This is a genomic window from Natronomonas salina (assembly GCF_013391105.1).
Lineage (GTDB): Archaea > Halobacteriota > Halobacteria > Halobacteriales > Haloarculaceae > Natronomonas > Natronomonas salina.
In genome coordinates this window covers 3,699,921-3,723,108 of sequence record NZ_CP058335.1, presented here as the reverse complement: position 1 = coordinate 3,723,108, position 23,188 = coordinate 3,699,921, and the positions used below count along the sequence as shown (strand labels likewise).

Below are 23,188 nucleotides of genomic sequence, written 5' to 3'. Positions count from 1 at the left end.
CGGATCGCCCGCCGTCGCGTTCACAGCGGCGGGGCGGTGAGCGACCCCAGGCTGAGGACGAGCGTGCCGAGGACGGCCAGCAGGACGATTGTCCGGAGCGACCACAGCCACACCGGCGCGACGCCCCGCAGCGACGGCGCGCCCCGCCCGAGCTCGTCGGTCGCGTCGGCCGACAGGATCCACCCGGCGAAGACGACGACGCCGAAGACGCCCACGGGGAGCAGCAGGTTCACACTGACGAGGTCGAACCAGGTCAGCCACGCCGTGTCCCAGGCGGAGGGGATCCCGAGCACGAAGATGATCACTCCGAGCCCCACTGCGATGGGCTTCCGATCGACGTCGTAGCTGTCGACGAGGTGGGAGGTGACGACCTCCAGCAGCGAGATGGCGGAGGACAGCGCCGCGATGAAGACGACGAAGAAGAACACGAACCCGATGGCTCGCGCGGCGAGGTTCGGCAGGTCGGCGAAGGCGGTGGGGACCGTAACGAAGATCGCACCCGGACCCTCGCTCCCGTAGTCGACACCCTGGGCGGCCAGCAGCGGGAACACGACCAGCCCCGCGAGGACGGCGACGAACGTGTTCGTGATCGCGATCGACAGGCCGTCGACCCCGAGGTTCTCGTCGCGGTCGATGTACGACGCGTAGGTGATCATCACCGCGTAACCGAGCGACAGCGAGAACAGCGCCTGCCCGACGGCGGCGGGGATGACCGACTCGAAGTTAGCGACGAGCGCATCGAAGTCGGGCGAGAGGAAGTACTCGTAACCGGCGGCGGAACCGGAGAGCGTGAACGCGTACACGGCCAGTCCCAGCATCAGGAGGATGATGCTCGGGACCATCAGCTTCGTCGCCATCTCGATGCCGGACTCCACGCCGAAGGCGACGATCCCGATCGTCACGAGCATGAAGACGGCGTGGAAGGCCACCGCTTCGGGGCCGGCCGAGATGGCGCCGAAGTAGGTTCCGGGATCGCCGAGGTACGCACCCGTCACGCTCCCGATGGCGTAGCGGACGACCCAGCCGCCGACGACGCTGTAGTACGACAGCGTCCAGAAGCCGGCGAGGACGCCGACGGCGCCGACCCAGCGCCACCGGGGACGGCCGAGCGCATCGAAGGCGCCGATCGCGCTCTGCTTCGATCGCCGTCCGATGACGAACTCCGCGAGGATGGCGGGGATCCCGATGAGCAGCACCGCGATGATGTAGACCACCAGGAACGCCGCACCACCGTTCTCGGCCGTCTGGAACGGGAACCGCCAGATGTTCCCCAGGCCGACGGCGCTGCCGACCGCCGCGAGGATGAACCCGATTCGTGTCGCCCATGTTTCTCGTTGCATCACCTTGCCGGTGTACTGACAGCTTCAAAATCGGTTCGATACTCCTCGCGCCCGAAGGACGCCGTTAACTGGGTAGCCCTCGGATACCAGCGCTCAGGCCTCCCCGTAGACGGGCACCGCGGCCCCGCTCGTCACCTCGGCCTCGTCGCTGCAGAGGAACATGACGACGTTCGTGATCTCCGCCGGGTCGACCCACTCCTCGTGGTCGGCGTCGGGCATCATCTCGCGGTTCATCGGGGTGTCGATGACGCTCGGCATGATGGCGTTGGCGCGGACCGTCCCGAGGTTCTCCTCGGCGATGGTCTCCGTGAGCAGCCGGACGCCCGCCTTCGACGCGCGGTAGGGGCCGTCGCCCTCGCCGCCCTCCAGGGACGACCGCGCCGACACCGAGACGATGGCGCCCTCCGAGTCCCGGAGGTGCGGGATGGCGTGCTTCGAGGTCAGGAACATCGACTTCAGGTTGACGTCCAGCAGCATCTCGAACTCCTCGACGTCGGTCTCGTGGATGGGGTCGCCGCCGCGCCAGGTGCCGGCGATGTTGCACACGGCGTCGAGACGCCCGTGGTCGTCGACGACCGCCTCGACGGTCTCGCCGACGCTCCCCTCGTCGGTGGCGTCGGTCTCGTAGAACTCGATCGTCGAGGGGTCGACTTCCGCGTCCTCGTCGTCCGGCGCGACGACGTCGGCGCCGCAGACCGTCGCCCCGGCGTCGTCGAACGCCGCCGCGACGGCACTGCCCAGCGCGCCGCTCGCGCCGGTGACCAGGACGACCCGCCCGTCGAAGTCGTAGCTGACTCCCATGCGACCACCAACGGCCGCCGCGCCGATAAAGCCGCCCGGCGTCGGCGGTCGGACACCTCCGCCGCGTGGCGACCACTTTTATAGAAGGTCGGCACAGACGGCGAAGATTGCGACAGGCACTTATCCTCCCTCGCGACAGTCCCGTACATGCGACTGATCGCCCACCGCGGGTTCGCCTCCAACCGCCCGGAGAACACCCGCCGGGCCATCGAGGAGGCGGCGGCGATCGCCGACGCCATCGAGATCGACGTGCGGCGCTGCGGCAGCGGCGAGCTCGTCGTCATCCACGACGATACGGTCGACCGCGTGACGGACGGGGAGGGGGCCGTCGCCGACCACACCCTGACCGAGCTACAGTACCTCGACGTCCTCGGCACCGGCGAGGGCGTCCCGACGCTCGAGGCGGTCCTCGAGGCCATCCCCGACACCGTCGGCGTCAACGTCGACCTCAAGGAACGCGGCACCGAGGCCGACGCCCTCCGGCAGCTCACGGCCTCCCACCCGCAGGTCGTCGTCGCCTCGTCCGACCGCGACATCCTCGCGGCCTGCCGCGACGCCGACCCCGACGTCCCCCGCGCCTACATCACCGACGAGGAGGGCACCGACGGCGTCGAGGTGGCCATCGACCTGGACTGCGGCTACCTCCACCCGTCGCTGTCCGTCTGCACCGACCGCGTCGTCACCGAGGCCCACCGCGCCGGCATGAGCGTCAACGTCTGGACCGTCGACACGCGCTCCGAGGCCGAGGAGCTCGCCGACCTCGGCGTAGACGGCGTTATCGCCGACCGGTGGGGCGTCCTGCCAGAAGTCTCGCCCTGAGGCGGGTCACAGGAGCGTCGTCTTCGCGCTCCCGCAGTTCGGGCACCGGCGGAACTCGTAGGTCCCGTACTCGTTCTCGACCGTCGCGTCGAACGGCTGTCCGCAGCCGTGGCAATCGTACTCCGTCATGGTTGCGTCCGCCCCGGAGTAGGCCCCGGCGTCACTTCTGATTCGTTACCGTCTCCGTGGCGACCGGGGTGAACCGTCGGAATTCCACTTCGACGGTCCGAACGCCATCGTTTCAGCGGCGAACGCACGAATTCTCCGAGAAATATCGCTTCCACGTATCCCGTTTACCAGGAGGTCGTATTCACCCATAATATCATAGGCGGCAGCACCAAGCCGCTATCCCCGGATTATTGGACTATGTCGAAGACGGAAACGGAGTCGCGGTGCGTCGTCGAGTGTCGTTCCTGCGGGAAGGTGTTCCCGGCGAAGGTCCGCCTGGACGGGACACCCAGACCCATCGGCATCGGCGCCTGTCCGTGCGGGAGCGAGAACTTCAGCCAGATCGGCGGCTGAGCTGCGGTCTCTCGGAGTACGAGCTGTTCTTCACGCGGTTCCGCGCGGTCACCGTACCGAACGACGCGGCGGGATACCTCGAGAGTCACTCCCGCAGCGAGCGGAGGACCTTCCCCTCGATGCGCCGCAGGTGCTCTCCGACGGTCGCCGGAGCGAGGCCGACCTCCTCGGCGACGTCGGCCTGGGTCCCCTCCCGGGGTTCCTCGTAGTAGCCCACGTCGAGGGCGGCGTCGAGCACCTCTAGCTGGCGGTCGGTGAGCAGCGCCTCCGGGCGGTCGGTCGCGGGCTGGTACTCGCCGATCTCGACGAGTTCGACGCCCAGCGAGTCGGGAAGGTCGGCCACGGCCGCCTGTAGCGTCCGGTCGTCGCCGACGGCGGAGACCTCGAGGCGGTCGTCGCTCCGCCAGCGGATGGGCATCCTGACGACGAGTTCGTGGGAGCGGCGGAGGTCCAGCAGCGCCCGGGCGGTCTCGGTGGGCTCGAAGTGGACGTGGGCGTACACCGTCCGGTCGACGACCGTGACGCGGTGGTCGACGATTCCGTCGGCGGCGGCGAGGATGTCGTCGAGGGCGGCGCGGTCGCCGCGGAGCCGGCAGAGCAGCACCGCGGTGCCGTCCTCCAGAGCGGTGAGGTGGTCGATGGTCCCCCAGTCGAGGTCCGGGTGGGCGGCGACCTCCCGGTCGGCGGGGTGGAGGCCCTCGGGGGGCGGCACGATCCGGATCGTCGCGGTGCGCATACCCGTCCCACGGTCAGCGGCCCCATAAAAAACACCCCACAGATAACCGGGGCAGTCCTGAACCAGTGGTACCACGTGGCAAGGATATGGCCAAGCTCACCGACACGGACCGCGGCACGCGGGGCGACGTCGACTCCTTCGCGGGCGGGTACTTCCGCAACGCCGTCTACCGGCACTGGGACCCCGACGCGCTGGACCTCGCGGGCGACCGCGAGGAGCTGCTCGCCCACGAGGGCGAGTTCAGCGGCGACGAGTTCGACATGCTCCGGCTCGGGGTCGCTCGCTTCGGCGGCGGCGAGGAGGCTGTCACGGAGGATCTCATGCCCCTCGCGATGGCCCTGGAGGGCACGGACGAGCAGATGTTCCTCACGACGCAGCTCTACGAGGAGGCCAAGCACACCCGGTTCTTCGACCGCTACTGGGAGGAGGTGCTCACGCCGGTCGCCGAGGAGCTCGACCTCGAGGTGACCGACCCGACCGACGAGCGCTACCTCAACGACGACTACGTGGCGCTGTTCGACGCCGTCGAGGACGCGATGGCGGCCCTCCTGGACGACCAGTCGCCCGAGACGCTCGCGCGGGCGTACAGTCACTACCACGTCGTCGCCGAGTCCGTCCTGGCCCAGACTGCCTACTACAGCCTCCAGTCGGCGTTCAGCCCGACCGGCGACAACGCCGTGACGACTCGGCCGCGCGAGGAGCTCCCCCACCTCGAGGGACTCGTCGCCGGCATCGCCAAGATCCGCAGCGACGAGGGCCGGCACGTCGGCTTCGGGATGCACGAGGTCCAGCGGCTGATCCGCGAAGAGGGCGTCGACGAGTCGGTTCCACAGGAGGTGCTGACCGAACTGATGCCCCACGTCGCAGGGATCTTCACCGACATCGAGGGGCCGGTGAACCACGCCGCCATCGTCGAGTACGCTCGCGAGAAGCTCACCCGGCGGCTCGACATCATCACCGACGCCGACGGCGACATTCCGCCGGTCGAGGAGCTCGTCGCCATCGAGGGCGCCGACGACGGGCGAGCCGCCTGAGCGGCGTCGAGTTCGACGCACGGTGACAGACCTCGCGGGTTCTGGTCGGGACCGGCGGCCGTCGACGGGGAGACCCAACGCTCGGGAGAGGAACCGCCAGTATCGCTGACAGACGTCCGGATTTCGGGCTGGGCGGGTACCGCTTCCGGAACTACTAACTCCCGATTGCGTGAATTACCGTACGAGCCAGAGATGAAGCTACACGAATACCAAGCGAAGGGTGTCTTCGCCGACGCCGGGGTGCCGGTCCCGGACTCCCAGCTGGCCTCGACCGTCGACGAGGCGGTCGCGGCAGCTGACGAGATCGGCTACCCCGTCGCGATCAAGGCGCAGGTACAGGTCGGCGGCCGCGGGAAGGCCGGCGGCATCGAGCTCGTCGAGGACGCCGACGAGGCCCGCGAGGCGGCCGAGAAGATCATCGGGATGGACCTCAAGGGGCTCCACGTCGACCGCGTGCTCGTCGAGGCCGCCGTCGACTTCGTCAACGAGCTGTACGTCGGCGTGACGATGGACCGCAACGAGGGCGAGCCCGTGGCGATGGTCTCGACCCGCGGCGGCGTGAACATCGAGGAGGTCGCCGCCGAGGACCCCGAGGCCATCACGCGCGAGCACGTCGACCCCGTCTTCGGGATGCAGTCCTACGAGGCGCGGAAGGCCGTCTACGAGGCCGGCGTCGACCGCGAGGTCGCCGGCGACGTCGCCTCCATCCTCCGGACGCTCTTCCAGCTGTGGGACGACAAGGACGCCACGGAGATCGAGGTCAACCCGCTGATGATCACCTCGGACGACGAGGTCGTCGCGGCCGACGCCGTCATGAACATCGACGAGGACGCGCTGTTCCGCCAGCCCGACCTCGCGAAGATGGAGGAGGAGGCCGCAGAGGACGACCTCGAGGCCAAGGCCAACGAGTACGGCTTCGACTACGTCCGCCTCTCCGGCAACACGGGCATCATCGGCAACGGCGCCGGGCTCGTGATGACGACGCTGGACCTCGTCGACCACTACGGCGGCGCGCCCGCCAACTTCCTCGACATCGGCGGCGGCGCGAAGGCCGAGCGCGTGACGAACGCCCTCGACATGGTCTTCTCCGACGAGAACGTCGACAGCGTCGTCTTCAACATCTTCGGGGGCATCACCCGCGGCGACGAGGTCGCGAAGGGTATCAACGAGGCCCTCGAGCAGTTCGACGAGATCCCCAAGCCCGTCGTCGTCCGGCTCGCCGGCACGAACGCAGAGGAGGGCATGGAGATCCTGAACACCGACCTCGTGACCGTCGAGAAGACGCTGGAGGACGCCGTCCAGCGTGCGGTCCAGTACGCCGAGGAGGAACAACAATGAGCATCCTAGTCGACAACGACAGCCGCGTCCTGGTACAGGGCATCACCGGCGGGGAGGGCAAGTTCCACACCCGCCAGATGGTGGAGTACGGAACCAACGTCGTCGCCGGCGCCGTCCCCGGCAAGGGCGGCCAGGAGGTCGACGGCATCCCGGTGTACGACACCGTCTCCGGGGCCGCCCGCGAGGAGGACGCCGACACGTCGGTCGTCTTCGTCCCGCCGGCCTTCGCCGCCGACGCGCTGCTGGAGGCCCTCGACGCGCCGCTGGACCTCGTCGTCGCCATCACCGAGGGCATCCCCCAGCAGGACATGGCCAAGGTCTACAAGAAGCTCGGCGAGACCGACACCACGCTGGTCGGTCCGAACTGCCCCGGCGTCATCACGCCCGGCGAGGCCAAGCTCGGCATCCTACCGGGCAACATCTTCTCCGACGGCGAGGTCGGCCTGGTCTCCCGCTCTGGCACCCTGACCTACCAGGTCGTCGACAACCTCACCCAGCGCGGCATCGGCCAGACCACCGCCGTCGGCATCGGCGGCGACCCGATCATCGGCACCGACTTCGTCGACGCCCTCGAGATGTTCGAGAACGACCCCGAGACGAAGGCGGTCGCGATGTGCGGCGAGATCGGCGGCGAGGACGAGGAGGAGGCCGCCCGGTTCATCGGCGAGTACATGGACACCCCCGTCGCGGGCTTCATCGCCGGCCGTACCGCGCCGCCGGGCAAGCGGATGGGCCACGCCGGCGCCATCGTCTCCGGCGGCGGCGGCACCGGCACCGCCCAGTCGAAGATCGACGCGCTCAACGACGCGGGCGTCCCGGTCGGCGACACCCCCGACGAGGTCGTCGACCACATCGAGGACTTCCTCTAGGAACCCCACTTTTCGGCACCCACTTTTTGCACGCTCCGGCGGTCCGCCAGAGGCGGACACGCCTCCGCGGCAAAAACTTGGGGAAAATATGCGCGCGTACTCCTTTCGCTCGCTGCGCTCGCTCCAGTCCGCGCGCGCTACGGCGACTCGGCGCTTCGCGCCTCGTCGCCGCGAACCGCGCTCCCTTCGGTCGCGCGGATGCAATGTTCTCGACTGCTTACCACATCGACTATCTGCAGGTCATTGTATTGAGCGCGACAGAAGTGGAATCGCGACGATCGCGCCAGCGACCATCGAGCGCCAGCCGTCAAGCAGCAGCCACTCGACGACGTGCTCTCGCGGGTCGGCCGCCGCGCTCCCGCCTCGGATATCCGGTCTCGAGCGTCGGCTACTCATTTGGTCGGCGTAGGCGGGCGAGCGGATTTGACTCTTCATACTGCGACCGCACTGCGGTCCCGCTACTCGCGTAGCAGCAGGTACCCGACCGCGTGGCCGGCCGTCGCGCCGAGGACGCCGAGGACGACGGCGACGAGCAGCGACTCGACGAGCAGGCCGACGAACACGCCGAGTCCGATCCCGACTCCGGCGGGGAGGACGAACGTGGCGATCTCTCTCGGATCCGAGTCCGCGTCGACACCGGGCATACCTTCCCGTCGCGGAGCGCCACCAACGTGTTTTCGGTCGCGACGGGAGCCGTGTCGTCGATACCGTCGTTCGGAGCGCAGCGCCACCCGGGGTCGCGGAGCGGCGGGCCAGGTCTACCGGCTTCGGTAGACCCTTGGTTCGCGACGGTGACGTGCCGACACATGCCAACCGACCAGTTCAGCGTCGACGGTCGCAACGCCATCGTCACCGGCGCCTCCCAGGGCATCGGTCGAACCATCGCCGAGCGGCTCGCCGCCGACGGCGCGAACGTCGCCATCTGCTCGCGGTCGCAGGACCGCGTCGACCCGGTCGCAGAGGGCATCCGCGAGGACGGCGGCACCGCACTGGCCGTCGAGTGCAACGTCCGCGAACCCGACGAGGTCGAGGCCTTCGTCGAGGCGACCGTCGAGGAGTTCGGCGGCGTCGACCTCCTCGTGAACAACGCCGGCGGCGAGTTCGTCGCCCCCTTCGAGGACATCTCCGAGAACGGCTGGAAGTCCATCGTCGACCTCAACCTCCACGGCACCTTCCACTGCACGCAGGCCGCCGGCGAGTACATGCGCGAGGACGACGGCGGCTGCATCGTCAACATGTCCAGCGTGAACGGCCAGCACGCCGCGCCGAACGAGAGCCACTACAGCGCCTCGAAGGCCGCCATCATCCGGCTGACCGAGACGCTGGCGACCGAGTGGTCGAAGTACGGCGTCCGCGTCAACTGCGTCGCCCCGGGGCTCATCCAGACGCCCGGCGTCGCCGAGACCCTCGGCATCGACAGCGAGGATATGCCGCCCCGCGAGACGGTCGACCGACGTATCGGCCACACGGAGGACATCGCCGACGTCGTGCAGTTCCTCGCCAGTGACGCCGCGGCGTTCATGACCGGCGAGACGGTCACCGTCAAAGGCGTCCCACGGCCGGGTAACAGCTTCAGCGTCGACCTCGGACTGGAGTGACGGCGCGGTCGCCGGATCACTGACGGAACTGGCGGAGCAGGGGGCCGGGAGAAGGATGGGAACGGGCCGTCGCCGACTAGAGGTCGATGAGGCTGTCGTCGCTGCTGCTGGAACTGCTGCCGCCGAAGATCGGGTCCAGGAGCCCGCCGCTGCCGTCGTCGCTGCCGTTCTCCGTCGGGGTCGGCGTGGCGGTCTCCGTCTCCGTCGGTGTCTCGGTGGACGACTCCGTCGGCGTGGCCGTCTCCGACGGCGTCGGTTCCGGCGTCGGCGTCGCCGTCGGTGTCGCCGTCGGTTCAGGCGTCGCGGATCCCGAGTCGGTCGGCGTCGAGGTCGGCGTGTCCTGCGGCGTCTGATCGTCCGTATCCGTCGCCGTCGAGTTGTTCGTCCCGACGGGCTGTTCCTGTGCGCCGCCGCCGTCGCCGCCGCCCGCTGATCCGAAGCCGTCGGCGGGACCGAGCGGCGCGATGGCGCCGGCCGCCGTCAGCGCGACCGCCACCAGGGCGGCGGTGAACAGCGCCAGCGCGGCGAGTTTCACCGGCGGGGTGTCGGAGATGCCGCCGCCGGGCGGGCCGGGGAACTCCGGCGTCTCGCCGAAGCCGCCGCTGCCGCCGGCCGCTGCGGTCGCCGTCGCCGAGGCCTCCGGCGTCGGCGTCGCGGCGGTGGTCGCCGTCGGTTCCACGTCGACGGGTTCGTAGAGATCGGCGTCGCCCTCGCCGAGCCACTCGGCGAAGTCGAAGCCGCCCTCGTAGGTGTCCTCCGGGGCGCTGCCGGCGAAGGGGAGCGCGGCCAGCAGGCCGGAGACCCCTGCGCGGTCGGCCGTCGGCGTCGCGCCGACGACCCGCGGTTCCTCCGGCGGCTTTCTGGGGCCGACGTCCGCGTCGGCCATCCACTGAGCGAAGTCGAACCCCTCGAACGTCGGGGCGGCTTCGGCAGTCTCCCGGGCGACGTCCGCGTCGGTCGTCTCGGCGGGGTCCGGCTTCGTCGTTGTGGAGGGACGGACGTCCGTCTCGCGGAGCCAGCGGCCGAAGTCGAACCCCAGGAAGCTCCTCGAGTCGGTAGCCCCCCCGCGGTCGCCCTCCGGGTCGCCGGAGCCGTCCGCCATCCCGAACCTGAACCCGCCGACGTCCTCCGGTTCGTCTCGGGCGTCGTCGGATGGTGAGTCTTCTCTAGTCATCGATTCGTTACACTTGATCCTTGCCTCCACGATAACCCAAGACCCCTATAAAGTCTCTGGGCAGAATGCCCGGGGGCTTAAGAGGGGTGTCGTCCGGAACCGGTTGCGGCACCCCGAAGTATTCGTCTGTCGCGCGCGTACGACCGGTATGTCACTAGACGGCCGGCCGCCCGGTCCCGAAGGGGTGCCGCTGCTCGGCAACACCCACCAGTACGCCCGCGACCCGTTCACGTTCATGTCGGCCGTCGGTCGCGCCTACGGCGACGTCGCGGCGTTCGACCTCGCCGGCCAGCGGACCTACATGCTGACGAACCCCGCCGACGTCGAGCGCGTGCTCGTCGGTCGGGCCGACGCCTTCCGCAAGCCGGTCTTCGGCGACGACGCCATCGAGGACCTGCTGGGGAACGGCCTGCTGTTGAGCGAGGGCGCGGACTGGCGACGGCAGCGGGACCTCGCCGGCGAGGCGTTCCGTCCGCAGCGCATCGCGGGACTCGCAGAGCGGATGGTGGAACTGGCCGAGCGACACGTCGCCGACTGGGAACCGGGCGACGTGGTCGACGTCCGCGAGGAACTGGCGTCGCTGACCGTGACGGTCATCGCCGACGCCATGTTCGGCGCCACGCTCGACGACGCGACCACCGCGGAGATACAGACGGCCCTCGAACCGCTCGGCGCGCGCTTCGAGCCGGACGCCCGACGGTTCCTCCTGCCGAGCTGGCTGCCGACCGACGAGAACCGCGCCTTCCGCGACGCGCTCGACACCCTGGAGTCGATCCTCGACGATATCGTCGCCGAGCGGCGGCGCCGGGACCTCGCCGGCGACGACCTGCTGTCTGTTCTGCTGCGCGCCCAGGAGCACGGCGAGCAGACCGACCGCCAGCTCCGCGACGAGCTCGTCACGATGCTGCTCGCGGGCCACGACACGACCGCGCTGGCGCTCACCTACACGTTCTTCCTGCTCGACCGGAACCCCGATGACCGGCGGCGACTCTACGCCGAACTCGACCACGTCTGCGGCGACGACCCGACCTTCGAGGACGTTCCGCGCCTCGAGTTCGCGGACGCGGTCCTCGACGAATCGCTGCGGCTGTATCCGCCGGTGTACACGATGTTCCGCGAGTCCACCGAGGGAGTCAGACTGGGCGGCTACGACGTGCCGGCGGACGCCCTCTGCATGCTCCCGCAGTGGGTCGTCCACCGCAGCGACCGGTGGTACGACGACCCCGAGGCGTTCGACCCCGACCGGTGGCTCGACGACCGGACCGAGGACCGCCACCGGTTCGCGTTCTTCCCGTTCGGCGGCGGTCCCAGGATCTGCATCGGCAAGCAGTTCTCGCTGCTGGAGTCGAAGCTCATCCTCGCGACGGTGGCCAGCCGGTTCGAACTGGAGCGCGTCGACGACGGCCCGCTCGAACTCCGGCCGTCGCTGACGATGCACCCGCGCGACCCGGTCCGGATGCGTCTGATCGGTCGTTGACCGTCGTCGCGAGGAACAGACCTCAGAACTCCGTCCAGCTCTCGGTGGCCTCGTCGTACTCGAAGACGTCCGAGAAGACGCCCTCGATCGTCGCGAGCGTCTGCTCGTCGTGGGCGCCGGGGTCGACGTGGTAGTGGGCCAGCGCGCCGACGCTCTGGACGCGTCGTGTGAGGACGTGCAGGAACCGGAACACCCGGCGGGTGTCGACGTACTGCAGCAGCGTCGTCACGCTGTCGAAGCAGACGTCGGTCCCGACGTCGTCGTCCTCCCAGGCCGACAGACACTGGTTGACCTTGATCCCGATGCCGGTGAGGTCGCCGGGTTCCGAGACGGTCGCCGTCGAGATCGTCGAGCCGCCGGGGCCGCGGGTGACCCCGGTGGACCCGCCGGCCGCGGCGGCGCCGCGGGACTGCTCGACGGACAGCACGGCGACGTTCCGGGGCAGGTCCCCCTGGCGCTTCCAGGCCTCGAGGCGCCGCTCGGGGTTCCCCGACAGCGACACGAGCAGCAGGTTCCGGTCGCCGCCTGCGAGACCGGGGCAGATCTCGGTGGCGCCCTGGCTGAACGACGGCGCACGGCAGAGGACGTTCGCCGGCGGCTCGACGGCGATCGACGCCTCCTCGCGGCAGCCCCGGGAACTACTCATCTACTATCCCCTAGACACCCCGAACGTATAAACCAGCACCCCCGTTTTCGCTGGCTGATAACGGCGCTCGACGCCCATGGGAGGATATGGGGAGAACCGCCCCGGGCGGTGGCGGTCGGTTCCGGTCCGGCTGTTCAGAAGGTCTCGAGGTAGCGGTCGAGTTCCCAGTCGGAGACGTCCACCAGGTACTCCTGGAACTCGGACTCCTTGGCCTCGACGAACTTCTCGCCGACGTGCTCGCCGAGGGCGTCGAAGACGACCTCGTCTTCTTCGAGTGCCTCGACGGCCTGCCCGAGGTTGGACGGCAACGTCTCGATGCCGTACTCCTCGCGCTTCTGCTCGTCGAATTCGTAGATGTTCTCCCGGACCGGGTCTGGACACGTCAGGTCGTTCTCGATGCCGTCGAGGCCGGCGTGGATCATCGCCGCGAAGGCGAGGTAGGGGTTACACGACGGGTCCGGCGACCGCAGCTCGATACGGCTGGCGGCCGGGACGCGCGCGGCCGGCTTGCGGACCAGCGCCGAGCGGTTGGTGTCGGACCACGCGATGTAGACCGGCGCCTCGTAACCGGGGACGAGGCGCTTGTAGCTGTTCACGGTCGGGTTGGCGACGGCGGTGATCGCCGGCGCGTGCTCGAGGACGCCCGCCAGGAACGAGCGGGCGGTGTCGCTCAGGTCGAACTCGTCGGCGCCGTCGTGGAAGGCGTTCTCGCCGTCCTCGGTGAACAGCGACAGGTGGGTGTGCATCCCGGAGCCGTTGATCTTCGGGATCGGCTTCGGCATGAACGTCGCGTGCAGGTCGTGCTGGGCCGCGATCGCACGGACGACGGCGCGGAAGGTGGCGACGTTGTCGGCGGTGGTGAGCGCGTCGTCGTACTCGAAGTCGATCTCGTGTTGGGCCTCTGCGACCTCGTGGTGGCTCGCCTCCACCTCGAAGTCCATCTCCTCGAGGCCGTAGATGATGTCGCGGCGGACGTCGGAGGCGAGGTCCTTCGGCGCCAGGTCGAAGTAGCCGCCGAAGTCCGAGAACTCGGTGGTTGCGTGGCCCTCGTCGTCCTCCTCGAAGAGGAAGAACTCCGGCTCCGGCCCCGCGTTGACCCGGTACCCCATGTCGTGGGCGCGCTGCAGCGCCTGCTTGAGGACGTAGCGCGGGTCGCCCTCGAAGGGCTCGCCGGTGGAGGTGTTGTAGACGTCACAGATCATCCGCGCGGAGGCGCCCTCCTCGCGCTTCCGCCACGGCAGGACCGCGAACGTCGACGGGTCGGGCTTCAGCCGCATGTCGGATTCCTGGATGCGGACGAAGCCCTCGATGGAGGACCCGTCGAAGTAGATGCCCTCCGTGAACGCTTTCTCGGCCTGGTCGGCCGGCACGGAGACGTTCTTGATCGTCCCGAGGATGTCGATGAACTGCAGCCGCAGGAAGTCCACGTTCTTCTCCTCGATCTCGTCGAGTACGTCCTGTTCGTCCGGAGTGAGGCTTTCGGTTGCCATGTCTTCTACGCGAGAGACATTGAAACACACAATATAGTAGCCGACGAATCGGGCAATTATTCTGAACTCGAATAGATTAGTGTACGAACGGACACTCTCATCAGAGACGTTCGATGCGCACCCAATGGTCGACGGTTTCTCGTGCCTCGTCCTGGACGTTCGTCGTTCGTTTAGGTTCGTTGATACTCCTAAACCGAAAACTAGAGAGACAGTAAGTCGTCACTCGTTACCGAGAGTACGAAATATTCATGCACTTTTTTCACCTATATCTCCAAGCACGTCACCTTTCAGAACCCCTATTTCGTATTCATATGTTGTCCAATAGGGCGTTAATGTCGATATTAGGGACGATTTTCCCGTTCCGGTGAACAACCACTGACGTAGTCCGGGCCTTCGACCCGGCGAACCCGGAGCTCGACGGAGGTGATACCACCCCAGGAAAGACACCGATACGATCAGCGGAGAGGCCACGTCGGGTCCGCCAGCCCGTGGCGGGCCCTCCGGGGCGACTCGTCACCGTCCCATGCGGTGTTCCTGTCACCGTCGGGCACCGCACTCTCGTTCTACAATGTCGTCAAATCACGGCGGTCCGACCGGTTACAGGAATCGCTTGAGGAGCCCGTATACCCTGTCGCGGACCGAGTCCGGAACGACGTAGCCGAGGTAGACGAGCGCCTTCCACGGGCCGACGACGTACCGCCGTTGCGGGTCCTCGCTCTCCGCGGCCTCGACGACGACCTCGGCGACCCGCTCGGGCTGGACGTAGCCGATTCCGCGGTCGATGAACCGGCGGTCGTAGCGCTTCTCGTCGTACATCCGGTAGAACCAGTCGTAGGCGTCCGTCGTCTCGAGGTCCTCCTTCGTCTCAAGGGCGCGCTCGCCGAACTCGGTCTCGACCGGCCCCGGTTCGATCGTCACGACGTCGATACCGTAGTCGTCGACCTCGACGCGGAGGGTGTCGGTCAGCGCCTCGACGGCCCACTTCGAGCTGGCGTAGGCGCCCTGCCCCGGGAAGACGGTCCGGCCGTAGATGCTGGCCATGTTGACGATGGTCCCCTCCCCCTGCTCGCGCATGTGGGGGAGGACGGCCCTGACGAGCCGGTGCTGGCCGAGGAAGTTCACGTCGAGTTGCTCGCGCAGTTCGTCGGTCGGCACCTCCTCGACGGGGCCGAGCTGTCCGTAGCCGGTGTTGTTGTACAGGCAGTCGATGCGGCCGTGCTCGTCGAGCATCGCTTCGACGACCGCTTCGGCGTCCTCCGCCGACGTGACGTCGAGTTTGGCCGTGGTACAGCCCGCCTCCTCGAGGTCTGTCAACGCCTCCGGGTCGGGGTCGGTGGCGTACACCTCCCAGCCGGCCTCCTCGAAGGCTCTCGCTGTCGCGTGGCCGATGCCGGTCCCACAGCCGGTGATGAGCACCGTCGGAGAATCCATGGACGAAAAGCTCCGCCCGGCACGTCTTTCGTTATAGGTTCGTTAGGGAACGTAAGCCGGGCTAACCCGGGTCGGGGGCGGCCGTCGGCCGGGCCGGCCGTTTCGTCCCTTCCGGACCGACCCAAAATCACTCCGCGGTCCCGCCCGTACGGTCGGGTATGGAGACACCTGACCGCGACGACGACCCGGTCGAATCCTGGGAGTACGAGGGCCACCAGTGCCACGTCTACGCGGCAGACGACGACGTGGACGGCGACACCGTCTGGTCCGGGTACGCGAAGACCAGGCTCCCGGAGGGGGAATCGCCGGAGCAACTCGACGTCCACGTCCCCGGCGACCTCGTCACGGGCGTCGACGACGGCTGGGTCGGGTTCGCCGTCGGCGACGACTCGCGCGACGCCGGGGAGACGAAGGGCGACGTCGAGGACCTCGTCGACCAGCTGGTCGAACTGGAGACGAGCATGGACGGCTGAATCCGGTCGCCGTCAGAAGTCGTCGAGCCGGAGCTGGTCCCGGGGGAGCCCCTCGTCCGGGTCGGCGCCGAGCAGCCGCGGCAGCGCCGTGTCGGCGAAGGTGAGCCCGACCACCAGGAGGATCGGTGCCAGGAAGAGCCCGTGGAAGCCGAAGACCACCGGCCCGAAGATGTACGCGAGCATCAGCAGGCCGACGTGGGTCGTCTCGCCGCTGAAGTACGGCCGGAGGATGAGGTCCGGGATGGTGTCCACGACGACGACCGCGACGAGGACGAACCCGACGACGTACACCGCCAGCTGGGGGTTCGACTCCAGGAAGCCCGGGAGCGCGGCGATGCCGCCGAGCGGGACGTAGACGATCTTCATCCCGACGACCGGGATGAGGCTCGCGATGCCGGTGAGGGCGCCGGCGAGGGCGGGGTACGGGACCCGAGCGCCGACCGGGACCATCGCGTTGTACCCGGTGTAGGCGACGATGGCGATGATCGAGACCGCGATGACGTTCAGGAGGTTGCCGAACAGCACCGCCTCCAGCTCCCGGTCGACCGCCTCGAGGTACTCCCGGACGATGGCGTCGTCGTCGAACCGGAGCAGCCACCCGCGGATCCGGTCGCCGTCGATGAGCAGGTAGTAGGTGACCACCATCACGATGAGGAGGTTCAGCAGGAAACTGGAGAGCGTCTCGGTGAGGAACGTCGCGTTCTGGGTCGCGAAGTCGATGAAGGGGTCGAGTTGCCCGGACTGGTAGGCGTCGAAGAGCCCGGCGGCCGTGAGTTCGGGGAGGCCGCCCATGCCCTCGAACCAGGGGACGTTCTCGGCGGCGATGTCGACGACCGGGTACTCGGTGACGAATTCCCTGACCTCCACTACGACCAGGACGACGGTGTAGCTGAGTAGCAGGACGAGCGGTACCGCCAGGAACGAGATGACCGTCACCGCCCGGACCCGCCGCGGCAGCCGGAGCTTCCCGAGGTACTTGAAGAAGCGACGCGTCGAGTAGTAGAGGAAGACCGAGACCGTGAGCGCTGCGATGAACCGGTAGGCCACGTAGGAGATGACCGCCGCCACCGCCACCCCGAAGACCGCGACGAGCAACCGCTTCTCGTTCATACAGGGGCCCTTCCGGCCACCTCGCATAAATTTCGTGGTCGGAACAGCTGATGAGTTGGTCCCGAACGGTCGGGAACCTGCCGGAGAGTAACGGTCGTCCCGTCGGGCGAACGGTCCGATGGGACGAGCTACGGGTCCGAGCGGGCGGCTTCGACGTGCCGCCGAGCCTCCTCGCGGGACATGCCGCGGACGCCGCAGGCGCACGACAGGAGCTCCGGGTCGGTCAGGTCGTCGACCTGCTCGGTCCGGTCGCGCTCGAGGTCGCCGGTCGCCTCGCTGTACTGGAAGTACACGCGGTAGTTGACCTGGGCGACGCCCTCGATGCGGTGGTCGGCCTCCGGGTCCGGGTTCTCGATCGCGTCCTCGTGTTCCGCCTGTAGCTCCTCCTTCCACTCCTCCAGGGTGTTCGACGGGTCGTCGGGCATACGTACGGGATGCCGCCAGCGGGTGAAAAGTGGCGGGTTGTGGGCGGTCGCTGCACCCGTCTCGCCAGGGGCCTAACTACCACGTTGCTACCGTCTGGTTCCGTCATTGCGGACCGTTATCACGCGCTGGACCGATTATTCGCCGTGCGACTCGTCGAGATCCTTATCCCGAAATCCAAGCGCGACGCGGTCGAGGGCGCCCTCGAGGACGAAGGAATCGACTACACGCTCATCCAGGAGGAGAGCCGCGACGAACCCTCGGTCGTCATCACCTTCCCCCTCCCGATGGACGCGGTCGAGTCGGTGCTCGACGAGATTCGGGATACGGGCATCGACGAGGACTCCTACACGGTCATCGTCGAGGCCGAGACCGTTATCTCCAAGCAGTTCGACGAACTCGAACAGCAGTACGGCCAGAACACGCCACGTATCTCTCGCGAGGAGCTGCAGGCGCAGGCGAAGGACCTCACCCCGAGCTTCAGCACGTACCTCGTGATGACGGTCATGAGCGTGGTCGTCGCCACCGCCGGCCTGCTGCTCGACTCACCGGCGGTCGTCGTCGGCTCGATGGTCATCGCGCCGCTCATCGGCCCCGCCCTCGGCGCGAGCGTCGGGACAGTCATCGACGACCGCGCGCTGTTCCGCCGGGGAATCAAGCTCCAGGCCATCGGCCTCGGTGCCGGGGTCCTCACCGCTGCGCTGTTCGCCTTCGCCGTCAGGCGGACGGGCCTCGTCTCGCCGATGCTCGACCTCTACGCCATCTCGGAGATCCGGGGGCGACTCACCCCGGACCTGCTCTCGCTGGTCATCGCCCTCGGGGCCGGCGTCGCGGGGGCCTGGACGCTCACAGCAGGCACGTCAGCCGCGCTCGTCGGCGTCATGATCGCCGCCGCGCTCGTCCCGCCGCTCGGGGTCGCCGGCATCGGGGTCGCGTGGGGGGAGCCGGGAATCGCCCTCGCCGCTGGGCTCCTCGTACTCGTCAACATCCTCACGATCAACATCGCAAGCCTCGTCGTCCTCTGGTACAAGGGCTACCGCCCGGAGAGCTGGTCCGAGGAGAACGAAGCCCGCCTGGCCACGACGCGTCGGGTCGTCACTCTCGTCGTGGCGGTGGTCGCCCTCTCGGCGTTCCTCGGCGGCGTCACCTACGACACCTACCGAACGGGCGCCTACGAGGAGGACGTCCACGACGACATCACCGAGGTCGTCGAGTCCCCCCAGTACGCCGACCTCACGCTCGTCGACGTGGAGGTGGAGTACTCGGACCCGATCCCGCCCCGTCAGCCCGAACGGATCGTCGTCACGGTCGCCTACCCGATCGGGACCGACCCGCCGCCGGTCGTCGACGCGCTGGAGGCCCTGGACAGCGTCCGGGCGGAGTCGGCGCTGCACCTGCCGACGGGTCCCCTCGTCGAGGCCCGGACGCCGGACGTGGTCGTCGACTACACTCCCAGGGGCGAGTAGGTCGCGAAGGAAACCCAGCCTCGTCGACGAGCCGCAGTCCGGTCCGTCACTCCAGCCGCAATCCGGTCCGGCGCGTCGACCGCAGCCCGGGTCACTCGCTGTGCCGGGCCACGTTTTTAACCGCTTCCCGGACCGACTGTATAGCAGGGCGACCGGGTGAGGCACGTTACCGTGTCTACTCGGCCGCAGCTCTCGACGCACCGCTCCAGCGCGTGACCCTTCCGGTCACCCGCTGGAGTCCAACACACCGAGGCGAACCATGAGCACCACACCCGACCCCGCGGACGAAACCGACCAGACGACCGACGGCACCGCCGCCATCTCGCTCGACGAGTTCGACGAGAACCGGCAGGCCGGACTGCTGACGATGAAGGCCCTCAACCGACTGGGCCTCCACCTCCCGATCAACGAACCCGTCCTCCGGGAGCGGACCCCAGGCGGCGACGACTACGTGGTCGTCGTCCCGCTCGGTCCGGCGATCGGGAGCGGCGGCGCGAAGGTCGCCTGCATGATGTGGGGCGTCGAGGAGGTGGCCGACGACCCGATCTCCTTCACAATCGACGACCGGGAGACCGACACCTGGGTCGAGGGCTTCCCGGCCGAGGAGCTCAACCGGTGGGTCCACCCCGACGTGGACGCCGAGTACGAGACCTACCCCGTCGAGCGGACCGGCGAGAACAGCTTCAGGCTCGTCGCCTCGACCGCGTTCTTCGACTCCTACGACGGTGAGGACGCCGAGCAGCGCTACGAACCCCCGGCCGACGAACCCGACGGCGTCGTCGAGACGCCCGATACGGACCTCGAACCCGACGCCGACCCGATGTACTACTAGGCGTCGCCGGCGGAACTATCGCGGACGGTTCCTGTGCAAGCCCCGGGGTTTTCCGTCTCTATACCTTAGTGGCACGTATGGCAGGACTCGTCCAGCGGACGGCACAGGCGATCGACGACATGTGGCACTCGATCTGGCACGAGTCGGGTCGAACCGAGAAGATCGTGATCGCCATCGTGCTCCTGGTGACCGGACTGGCCATCCCGGTGATCCCGATCGTCTGGATCGCCCGGTTCATCGCCAACTGATATCGGGACGCCCGCTGCCCTACGGGAGGCCCGGGAAGAGACGGACCGTACGGTGCTTGGTGGGATTATCTCCTTCACGAGAACGAAGCGAGCGGATGGGTCGGGGCGGATTCGAACCGCCGACTTCCTCCGTGTGAAGGAGGTGTCATAACCAACTAGACCACCGACCCGGCGGGCGGAATTACCGGGTCACCGGACTTAACCCTTTTCAACCGACGACTCACCGGGTCGCGCGCGGCGGGCGGACGCGCTCAAGCTTGCTGCGGAGCGTCGTCCCCAGTTCGCCGAGTTCTCGGCGAACCCGGTCCAGGCGGCTCGGCTCGGCGTCGGGCTCGTCCCGACCCCGGAGGGAGGCCACTCGCGACCGGAGGGGCTCGAGTTCCTCGTCGAGGCCGGCCTTCGTCGTCTGGGCCGCGCGCACGAGGTAGTATCTGGTGTCTTCGAAGTGCTTGTTCATGTTACGCCTATTATAGGTTCGACGAGGCTATAGCGGTTTCGCGACCCGTGATAGTCACGAGCCCTCGCATAGGACTATCGGAAGTCAGATGTGTTCGTAGAATCGGGCGGGCCTGCCGGAACCCTTCGAGCGGTGAGCCGGCCCGTCAGTGTTATGCACGTCGAAGGGATACCATGGGGCATGAGCCAGACCGTGGACTCGGGCGAGGCGGGCGAGACGGGGGAGCCGGTCGTCGTGACCGAGGAGGCCGCCGAACAGGCCCTCGACCTCATCGACGGCGAGGGGTACGACCCGGACGAGGCCGGACTGCGGCTGTTCGTCCAGCAGGGCGGCTGCGCGGGCCTCTCCTACGGCCTCCGCTTCGACCTCGAACCGGAAGAGGACGACGCGATTACGGAACACCACGGGCTCCGGGTGTTCGTCGACCCCGCGAGCCAGAAGTACGTCGAGGGCTCCGTCCTGGACTTCGAGGGCGGCCTGCAGGGCGCCGGCTTCCACGTCGAGAACCCCAACGTCGAGAGCGAGTGCGGCTGCGGCGAGTCGTTCCGGACCTGATCGGGGACGCGCCTGAGCTGTTTCGGACCGTTCGAGTCCACTTCTTCCGACCGTTCGATAGTGTCGTCACTCCGGAAGGCCGTATCCAAGAATCCCGTCGTGCCGTGATGGCACACCGGGTTGCTCCTTCCCCTCGCGCAGCGCGAGGCCGCGATGGTTACTCGAGTTCGAACGCGACTTCGACCTCGGCCTGGTACTCGCGACCCTCGGCCGACGCGATCTCGACGCCCATCTCCTCGACCTCCGCCCAGTAGATGTTGTCGAGCGTGTTCTCTGCCCGGTCGAGGGCGTCGTCGACAGCCGCGTCGAAGCTCTCGTCGCTCGTACCGATGAGCGTGATCTTCTTGTAGACCATCGCGGCTAGGGGTTCGCGCCCCTGCCTAGTAAAGGTACCCTGACGTGTCGGGACTGGAACCTTTTCACGATGCGTCTCGAGTTTCGCACGCCTTTTGTGCCGGCCCGTCCACGGTTGCCCCATGGACTCCGACGTCGGCGAGTTGCAGCCACCGGACCGCCTGCTCATGGGCCCTGGCCCGAGCGAGACGCACCCCCGCGTCCTCCGCGCGTTCGGAACCCCGCCCGTCGGACACCTCGACCCCGCCTTCCTGGCGGTCATGGACGACACCCAGGCGCTCCTCCGCGAGGCCTTCGGCACCGACAACCAGTGGACGATACCGGTCAGCGGCACCGGGTCGGCCGCCATGGAGGCCGCCGTCGGCAACCTCGTCGAACCCGGCGACACCGCACTCGTCCCCGGCAACGGCTACTTCGGCGACCGGATGGCGGAGATGGTCCGGCGCGCCGGCGGCGACGTCGAGCGACTGACCGTCCCGTGGGGCGAGCCGCTCGACCCCGAGGAGCTCCGCGACGCCTGCGAGCAACACGACCCCGACGTCGTCGGCGTCGTCCACGCCGAGACGTCGACCGGCGTCCTCCAGCCGGAGATGCGCGCCGTCACCGAGGCCGCCCACGACCACGGCGCGCTCGTCGTCGCCGACTGCGTCACCTCCCTCGGCGGCGTCGAGTTCCGGATGGACGAGTGGGGCGTCGACGTCGCCTACTCGGCCGCCCAGAAGTGCCTCTCGTGTCCCCCGGGCGCCAGCCCGCTGTCGGTCAACGCCGACGCGATGGAGAAGATCCGCGGCCGCGAGGAACCCGTCCGCTCGTGGTACCTCGACCTCTCGCTGCTCGACGAGTACTGGGGCGAGGAGCGGGCCTACCACCACACCGCCCCGATCAACAACGTCTACGCGCTCCGCGAGGCGCTCCGGCTGGTCGACGAGGAGGGCCTGGAGGCCCGCTGGGAGCGGCACCGCCGCGTCTCGGCGGCGCTGCAGGAGGGGCTGTGGGCGCTCGGCCTCGAACCGGTCGTCGACGAGGACGCCCGACTGCCGAGCCTCATCACCGCGCGCCTACCAACCGGACTGACCCCCGGCTCGGTCGTCGAGACGATGCGGGACGAACACGACGTCGAGATCGCAACCGGCCTGGGCGCCTTCGCCGAGGAGGCCATCCGCGTCGGCTGCATGGGTCACGGCGCCCGCCGCGGCCCCATCCTGGAGACCCTCGGGGCGCTCGGCGAGACGCTGGCGGACGCCGACGTTAACGTCGAGGCCGGCGCGGGCGTCGCGGCGGCCGTCGAGACGCTACGGCGCCGGTAACACGTCGGCGCTCGGGTGGAGGACGCGGTAGTCGTCGCCGTCGACGCTGATTACGGCCCAGTCGTACTCCGGTTCCAGCGAGAGAAGTCTATCCTGCACGTCGCCGGCGCGGTCCTCGCGGGCGACGAAGCACCGGAGCCCCCCGTGGGCGGACGCCTCCTCGGGGTCTGCGGTCGTAACGTGGACGGTTCGCCACTTGCGCTCGGCGCGGAGTTCCTCGCCCTCCTCGGTCACCTCGTAGCCGAGGTCGGTGAAGATGGATCGAGCCTCCTCGTCGAGAGATGTGCTAACAGCTCCCATTCACTAGTGGGGTTTCGCGCGACGAGAGATAAAGATTGGTACGTACCCGCACGGTGACCTGTGTCCGAACTGGTGTCCGACGGACGGCCGACGTCCAGCGGTACTGCCGAGAGATGTAACGTGTCTTACTCGTGGGCGGCGTCCCACTCCTCGGCCTTGTGGAAGTTCGAACAGCTGTTGCACTGGATGCGACCCATCGAGTCGACCGCGTTGTCGAAGGACTCGCAGTTCGTACAGAAGAAGCCCCAGCGGCGCTCGGAGTCCGGGTCGGCGTAGACGACGCGGAACGGCCCCTTGTTCCCCCGCTCGACCTCCTGGGAGAGGTACAGCGTCTCGCCGTCCGGACCGGTTCGCTCCTCCATACGCCACGTCGACCCCGCGGCTGCAA

At 68.3% G+C, this 23,188-nt stretch carries 28 protein-coding genes and 1 tRNA gene; 13 read left to right on the top strand and 16 right to left on the bottom strand.

The annotated features are described in order from the left end of the window. Positions 1 to 20 precede the first annotated feature (20 nt). Together HWV07_RS19495 and HWV07_RS19490 are read right to left on the bottom strand one after the other, a co-directional pair. The gene (locus tag HWV07_RS19495) at positions 21 to 1,343 is read right to left on the bottom strand and encodes a sodium-dependent transporter (protein ID WP_178335927.1); all 1,323 of its coding nucleotides are present in this window, start codon (positions 1,341 to 1,343) and stop codon (positions 21 to 23) included. A gap of 90 nt (positions 1,344 to 1,433) precedes the next feature. Continuing rightward, positions 1,434 to 2,141: an SDR family oxidoreductase gene (locus HWV07_RS19490; protein WP_178335926.1), complete on the bottom strand. Its 708-nt coding sequence runs from the start codon at positions 2,139 to 2,141 to the stop codon at positions 1,434 to 1,436. Positions 2,142 to 2,288: 147 nt separating this feature from the next. On the opposite strand from HWV07_RS19490, the gene HWV07_RS19485 reads away from it, so the two are divergent. Further along, positions 2,289 to 2,960, top strand: a complete 672-nt coding sequence (locus tag HWV07_RS19485) for a glycerophosphodiester phosphodiesterase (RefSeq protein ID WP_178335925.1) — start codon at positions 2,289 to 2,291, stop codon at positions 2,958 to 2,960. A gap of 6 nt (positions 2,961 to 2,966) precedes the next feature. Here HWV07_RS19485 and HWV07_RS20010 read toward each other — a convergent pair whose 3' ends face one another. Further along, on the bottom strand, positions 2,967 to 3,089 hold the full coding sequence (locus HWV07_RS20010; RefSeq protein ID WP_281362322.1) for a hypothetical protein: 123 nt from the start codon (positions 3,087 to 3,089) through the stop codon (positions 2,967 to 2,969). Between the two features lie 237 nt (positions 3,090 to 3,326). Between HWV07_RS20010 and HWV07_RS19480 the strand changes: the two genes are divergently transcribed. After that, a complete protein-coding gene (locus tag HWV07_RS19480) occupies positions 3,327 to 3,482 on the top strand; it encodes a hypothetical protein (RefSeq protein ID WP_178335924.1) in 156 nt (51 codons plus the stop codon). Positions 3,483 to 3,567: 85 nt separating this feature from the next. Here the strand turns inward: HWV07_RS19480 and HWV07_RS19475 are convergent, their stop codons facing one another. Beyond that, positions 3,568 to 4,218, bottom strand: a complete 651-nt coding sequence (locus tag HWV07_RS19475; RefSeq protein ID WP_178335923.1) for a helix-turn-helix domain-containing protein — start codon at positions 4,216 to 4,218, stop codon at positions 3,568 to 3,570. A gap of 86 nt (positions 4,219 to 4,304) precedes the next feature. On the opposite strand from HWV07_RS19475, the gene HWV07_RS19470 reads away from it, so the two are divergent. From HWV07_RS19470 to sucD, 3 genes are all read left to right on the top strand, one after another. Beyond that, positions 4,305 to 5,252: a ferritin family protein gene (locus HWV07_RS19470; protein ID WP_178335922.1), complete on the top strand. Its 948-nt coding sequence runs from the start codon at positions 4,305 to 4,307 to the stop codon at positions 5,250 to 5,252. A gap of 192 nt (positions 5,253 to 5,444) precedes the next feature. After that, positions 5,445 to 6,590, top strand: a complete 1,146-nt coding sequence (gene sucC, locus HWV07_RS19465) for an ADP-forming succinate--CoA ligase subunit beta (protein ID WP_178335921.1) — start codon at positions 5,445 to 5,447, stop codon at positions 6,588 to 6,590. Beyond that, positions 6,587 to 7,459 (top strand): succinate--CoA ligase subunit alpha, encoded by an 873-nt coding sequence (gene sucD / locus HWV07_RS19460; protein WP_178335920.1) that lies wholly within the window; start codon positions 6,587 to 6,589, stop codon positions 7,457 to 7,459. The genes sucC and sucD overlap by 4 nt, the downstream gene beginning before the upstream one ends. Positions 7,460 to 7,917: 458 nt before the next feature. Here sucD and HWV07_RS19455 read toward each other — a convergent pair whose 3' ends face one another. Next, positions 7,918 to 8,103 carry a hypothetical protein gene (locus HWV07_RS19455; RefSeq protein WP_178335919.1) on the bottom strand — a complete coding sequence of 62 codons (186 nt, stop codon included), beginning with the start codon at positions 8,101 to 8,103 and terminating at the stop codon, positions 7,918 to 7,920. 162 nt (positions 8,104 to 8,265) lie between these two features. Here HWV07_RS19455 and HWV07_RS19450 point away from each other — a divergent pair, with 162 nt between their 5' ends. After that, positions 8,266 to 9,057, top strand: a complete 792-nt coding sequence (locus HWV07_RS19450; protein WP_178335918.1) for an SDR family NAD(P)-dependent oxidoreductase — start codon at positions 8,266 to 8,268, stop codon at positions 9,055 to 9,057. A 76-nt stretch (positions 9,058 to 9,133) separates the two neighbouring features. On the opposite strand, the gene HWV07_RS19445 is transcribed toward HWV07_RS19450, so the two are convergent. Next, positions 9,134 to 10,231: a hypothetical protein gene (locus tag HWV07_RS19445; RefSeq protein WP_178335917.1), complete on the bottom strand. Its 1,098-nt coding sequence runs from the start codon at positions 10,229 to 10,231 to the stop codon at positions 9,134 to 9,136. A gap of 148 nt (positions 10,232 to 10,379) precedes the next feature. Here HWV07_RS19445 and HWV07_RS19440 point away from each other — a divergent pair, with 148 nt between their 5' ends. Continuing rightward, a complete protein-coding gene (locus tag HWV07_RS19440; RefSeq protein WP_178335916.1) occupies positions 10,380 to 11,708 on the top strand; it encodes a cytochrome P450 in 1,329 nt (442 codons plus the stop codon). 22 nt (positions 11,709 to 11,730) lie between these two features. Here HWV07_RS19440 and HWV07_RS19435 read toward each other — a convergent pair whose 3' ends face one another. From HWV07_RS19435 to HWV07_RS19425, 3 genes are all read right to left on the bottom strand, one after another. Continuing rightward, on the bottom strand, positions 11,731 to 12,354 hold the full coding sequence (locus HWV07_RS19435) for a DUF7504 family protein (protein ID WP_178335915.1): 624 nt from the start codon (positions 12,352 to 12,354) through the stop codon (positions 11,731 to 11,733). Between the two features lie 134 nt (positions 12,355 to 12,488). Beyond that, positions 12,489 to 13,844 (bottom strand): type I glutamate--ammonia ligase, encoded by a 1,356-nt coding sequence (gene glnA / locus HWV07_RS19430; RefSeq protein WP_178335914.1) that lies wholly within the window; start codon positions 13,842 to 13,844, stop codon positions 12,489 to 12,491. Positions 13,845 to 14,441: 597 nt separating this feature from the next. After that, positions 14,442 to 15,275 (bottom strand): SDR family oxidoreductase, encoded by an 834-nt coding sequence (locus HWV07_RS19425; protein ID WP_178335913.1) that lies wholly within the window; start codon positions 15,273 to 15,275, stop codon positions 14,442 to 14,444. Positions 15,276 to 15,433: 158 nt separating this feature from the next. Between HWV07_RS19425 and HWV07_RS19420 the strand changes: the two genes are divergently transcribed. Continuing rightward, on the top strand, positions 15,434 to 15,748 hold the full coding sequence (locus HWV07_RS19420; protein ID WP_178335912.1) for a hypothetical protein: 315 nt from the start codon (positions 15,434 to 15,436) through the stop codon (positions 15,746 to 15,748). A 12-nt stretch (positions 15,749 to 15,760) separates the two neighbouring features. Here HWV07_RS19420 and HWV07_RS19415 read toward each other — a convergent pair whose 3' ends face one another. Both HWV07_RS19415 and HWV07_RS19410 read right to left on the bottom strand, forming a co-directional pair. Then, positions 15,761 to 16,858, bottom strand: coding sequence for an AI-2E family transporter (locus HWV07_RS19415; protein WP_178335911.1), 1,098 nt, complete (start codon positions 16,856 to 16,858; stop codon positions 15,761 to 15,763). Positions 16,859 to 16,986: 128 nt separating this feature from the next. Further along, entirely contained in the window at positions 16,987 to 17,283 is a 297-nt protein-coding gene (locus HWV07_RS19410; protein ID WP_178335910.1) for a hypothetical protein, read from the bottom strand. Between the two features lie 144 nt (positions 17,284 to 17,427). Between HWV07_RS19410 and HWV07_RS19405 the strand changes: the two genes are divergently transcribed. The 3 genes from HWV07_RS19405 (at position 17,428) to HWV07_RS19395 (ending at position 19,827) form a co-directional block, all read left to right on the top strand. Then, a complete protein-coding gene (locus HWV07_RS19405; protein ID WP_178335909.1) occupies positions 17,428 to 18,747 on the top strand; it encodes a TIGR00341 family protein in 1,320 nt (439 codons plus the stop codon). A gap of 259 nt (positions 18,748 to 19,006) precedes the next feature. Then, complete coding sequence (locus HWV07_RS19400) at positions 19,007 to 19,579, top strand: hypothetical protein (protein ID WP_178335908.1); 573 nt, start codon at positions 19,007 to 19,009, stop codon at positions 19,577 to 19,579. 77 nt (positions 19,580 to 19,656) lie between these two features. Then, positions 19,657 to 19,827, top strand: coding sequence for a hypothetical protein (locus HWV07_RS19395; protein ID WP_178335907.1), 171 nt, complete (start codon positions 19,657 to 19,659; stop codon positions 19,825 to 19,827). A 96-nt stretch (positions 19,828 to 19,923) separates the two neighbouring features. Here HWV07_RS19395 and HWV07_RS19390 read toward each other — a convergent pair. Both HWV07_RS19390 and HWV07_RS19385 read right to left on the bottom strand, forming a co-directional pair. Continuing rightward, positions 19,924 to 19,997 (bottom strand) — tRNA-Val (locus HWV07_RS19390). Between the two features lie 50 nt (positions 19,998 to 20,047). After that, entirely contained in the window at positions 20,048 to 20,284 is a 237-nt protein-coding gene (locus HWV07_RS19385) for a DUF7553 family protein (RefSeq protein ID WP_178335906.1), read from the bottom strand. A 180-nt stretch (positions 20,285 to 20,464) separates the two neighbouring features. On the opposite strand from HWV07_RS19385, the gene HWV07_RS19380 reads away from it, so the two are divergent. Beyond that, positions 20,465 to 20,839, top strand: coding sequence for a HesB/IscA family protein (locus HWV07_RS19380; RefSeq protein ID WP_178335905.1), 375 nt, complete (start codon positions 20,465 to 20,467; stop codon positions 20,837 to 20,839). Between the two features lie 157 nt (positions 20,840 to 20,996). Here HWV07_RS19380 and HWV07_RS19375 read toward each other — a convergent pair whose 3' ends face one another. Beyond that, on the bottom strand, positions 20,997 to 21,194 hold the full coding sequence (locus tag HWV07_RS19375; protein WP_178335904.1) for a dodecin: 198 nt from the start codon (positions 21,192 to 21,194) through the stop codon (positions 20,997 to 20,999). A gap of 121 nt (positions 21,195 to 21,315) precedes the next feature. Here HWV07_RS19375 and HWV07_RS19370 point away from each other — a divergent pair, with 121 nt between their 5' ends. Beyond that, on the top strand, positions 21,316 to 22,500 hold the full coding sequence (locus tag HWV07_RS19370) for a pyridoxal-phosphate-dependent aminotransferase family protein (protein ID WP_178335903.1): 1,185 nt from the start codon (positions 21,316 to 21,318) through the stop codon (positions 22,498 to 22,500). On the opposite strand, the gene HWV07_RS19365 is transcribed toward HWV07_RS19370, so the two are convergent. Continuing rightward, positions 22,486 to 22,800, bottom strand: coding sequence for a DUF7116 family protein (locus HWV07_RS19365; protein WP_178335902.1), 315 nt, complete (start codon positions 22,798 to 22,800; stop codon positions 22,486 to 22,488). The genes HWV07_RS19370 and HWV07_RS19365 overlap by 15 nt on opposite strands. Before the next feature lie 125 nt (positions 22,801 to 22,925). Further along, the gene (locus tag HWV07_RS19360; RefSeq protein ID WP_178335901.1) at positions 22,926 to 23,162 is read right to left on the bottom strand and encodes a DUF5816 domain-containing protein; all 237 of its coding nucleotides are present in this window, start codon (positions 23,160 to 23,162) and stop codon (positions 22,926 to 22,928) included. Positions 23,163 to 23,188: the final 26 nt, after the last annotated feature.

Bases quoted from the DNA above. Each gene is read 5' to 3' on its own strand.
- HWV07_RS19435 (WP_178335915.1), bottom strand. From the start codon at position 12,354: ATGAGTAGTTCCCGGGGCTGCCGCGAGGAGGCGTCGATCGCCGTCGAG.
- HWV07_RS19370 (WP_178335903.1), top strand. From the start codon at position 21,316: ATGGACTCCGACGTCGGCGAGTTGCAGCCACCGGACCGCCTGCTCATG.
- HWV07_RS19455 (WP_178335919.1), bottom strand. From the start codon at position 8,103: ATGCCCGGTGTCGACGCGGACTCGGATCCGAGAGAGATCGCCACGTTC.
- HWV07_RS19425 (WP_178335913.1), bottom strand. From the start codon at position 15,275: ATGGATTCTCCGACGGTGCTCATCACCGGCTGTGGGACCGGCATCGGC.
- HWV07_RS19445 (WP_178335917.1), bottom strand. From the start codon at position 10,231: ATGACTAGAGAAGACTCACCATCCGACGACGCCCGAGACGAACCGGAG.
- HWV07_RS19470 (WP_178335922.1), top strand. From the start codon at position 4,305: ATGGCCAAGCTCACCGACACGGACCGCGGCACGCGGGGCGACGTCGAC.
- sucC (WP_178335921.1), top strand. From the start codon at position 5,445: ATGAAGCTACACGAATACCAAGCGAAGGGTGTCTTCGCCGACGCCGGG.
- HWV07_RS19490 (WP_178335926.1), bottom strand. From the start codon at position 2,141: ATGGGAGTCAGCTACGACTTCGACGGGCGGGTCGTCCTGGTCACCGGC.
- glnA (WP_178335914.1), bottom strand. From the start codon at position 13,844: ATGGCAACCGAAAGCCTCACTCCGGACGAACAGGACGTACTCGACGAG.
- HWV07_RS19395 (WP_178335907.1), top strand. From the start codon at position 19,657: ATGGCAGGACTCGTCCAGCGGACGGCACAGGCGATCGACGACATGTGG.
- HWV07_RS19380 (WP_178335905.1), top strand. From the start codon at position 20,465: ATGAGCCAGACCGTGGACTCGGGCGAGGCGGGCGAGACGGGGGAGCCG.
- HWV07_RS19475 (WP_178335923.1), bottom strand. From the start codon at position 4,218: ATGCGCACCGCGACGATCCGGATCGTGCCGCCCCCCGAGGGCCTCCAC.
- HWV07_RS19450 (WP_178335918.1), top strand. From the start codon at position 8,266: ATGCCAACCGACCAGTTCAGCGTCGACGGTCGCAACGCCATCGTCACC.
- HWV07_RS19480 (WP_178335924.1), top strand. From the start codon at position 3,327: ATGTCGAAGACGGAAACGGAGTCGCGGTGCGTCGTCGAGTGTCGTTCC.
- HWV07_RS19385 (WP_178335906.1), bottom strand. From the start codon at position 20,284: ATGAACAAGCACTTCGAAGACACCAGATACTACCTCGTGCGCGCGGCC.
- HWV07_RS19485 (WP_178335925.1), top strand. From the start codon at position 2,289: ATGCGACTGATCGCCCACCGCGGGTTCGCCTCCAACCGCCCGGAGAAC.
- HWV07_RS19400 (WP_178335908.1), top strand. From the start codon at position 19,007: ATGAGCACCACACCCGACCCCGCGGACGAAACCGACCAGACGACCGAC.
- HWV07_RS19415 (WP_178335911.1), bottom strand. From the start codon at position 16,858: ATGAACGAGAAGCGGTTGCTCGTCGCGGTCTTCGGGGTGGCGGTGGCG.
- sucD (WP_178335920.1), top strand. From the start codon at position 6,587: ATGAGCATCCTAGTCGACAACGACAGCCGCGTCCTGGTACAGGGCATC.
- HWV07_RS19410 (WP_178335910.1), bottom strand. From the start codon at position 17,283: ATGCCCGACGACCCGTCGAACACCCTGGAGGAGTGGAAGGAGGAGCTA.
- HWV07_RS20010 (WP_281362322.1), bottom strand. From the start codon at position 3,089: ATGACGGAGTACGATTGCCACGGCTGCGGACAGCCGTTCGACGCGACG.
- HWV07_RS19365 (WP_178335902.1), bottom strand. From the start codon at position 22,800: ATGGGAGCTGTTAGCACATCTCTCGACGAGGAGGCTCGATCCATCTTC.
- HWV07_RS19360 (WP_178335901.1), bottom strand. From the start codon at position 23,162: ATGGAGGAGCGAACCGGTCCGGACGGCGAGACGCTGTACCTCTCCCAG.
- HWV07_RS19440 (WP_178335916.1), top strand. From the start codon at position 10,380: ATGTCACTAGACGGCCGGCCGCCCGGTCCCGAAGGGGTGCCGCTGCTC.
- HWV07_RS19375 (WP_178335904.1), bottom strand. From the start codon at position 21,194: ATGGTCTACAAGAAGATCACGCTCATCGGTACGAGCGACGAGAGCTTC.
- HWV07_RS19420 (WP_178335912.1), top strand. From the start codon at position 15,434: ATGGAGACACCTGACCGCGACGACGACCCGGTCGAATCCTGGGAGTAC.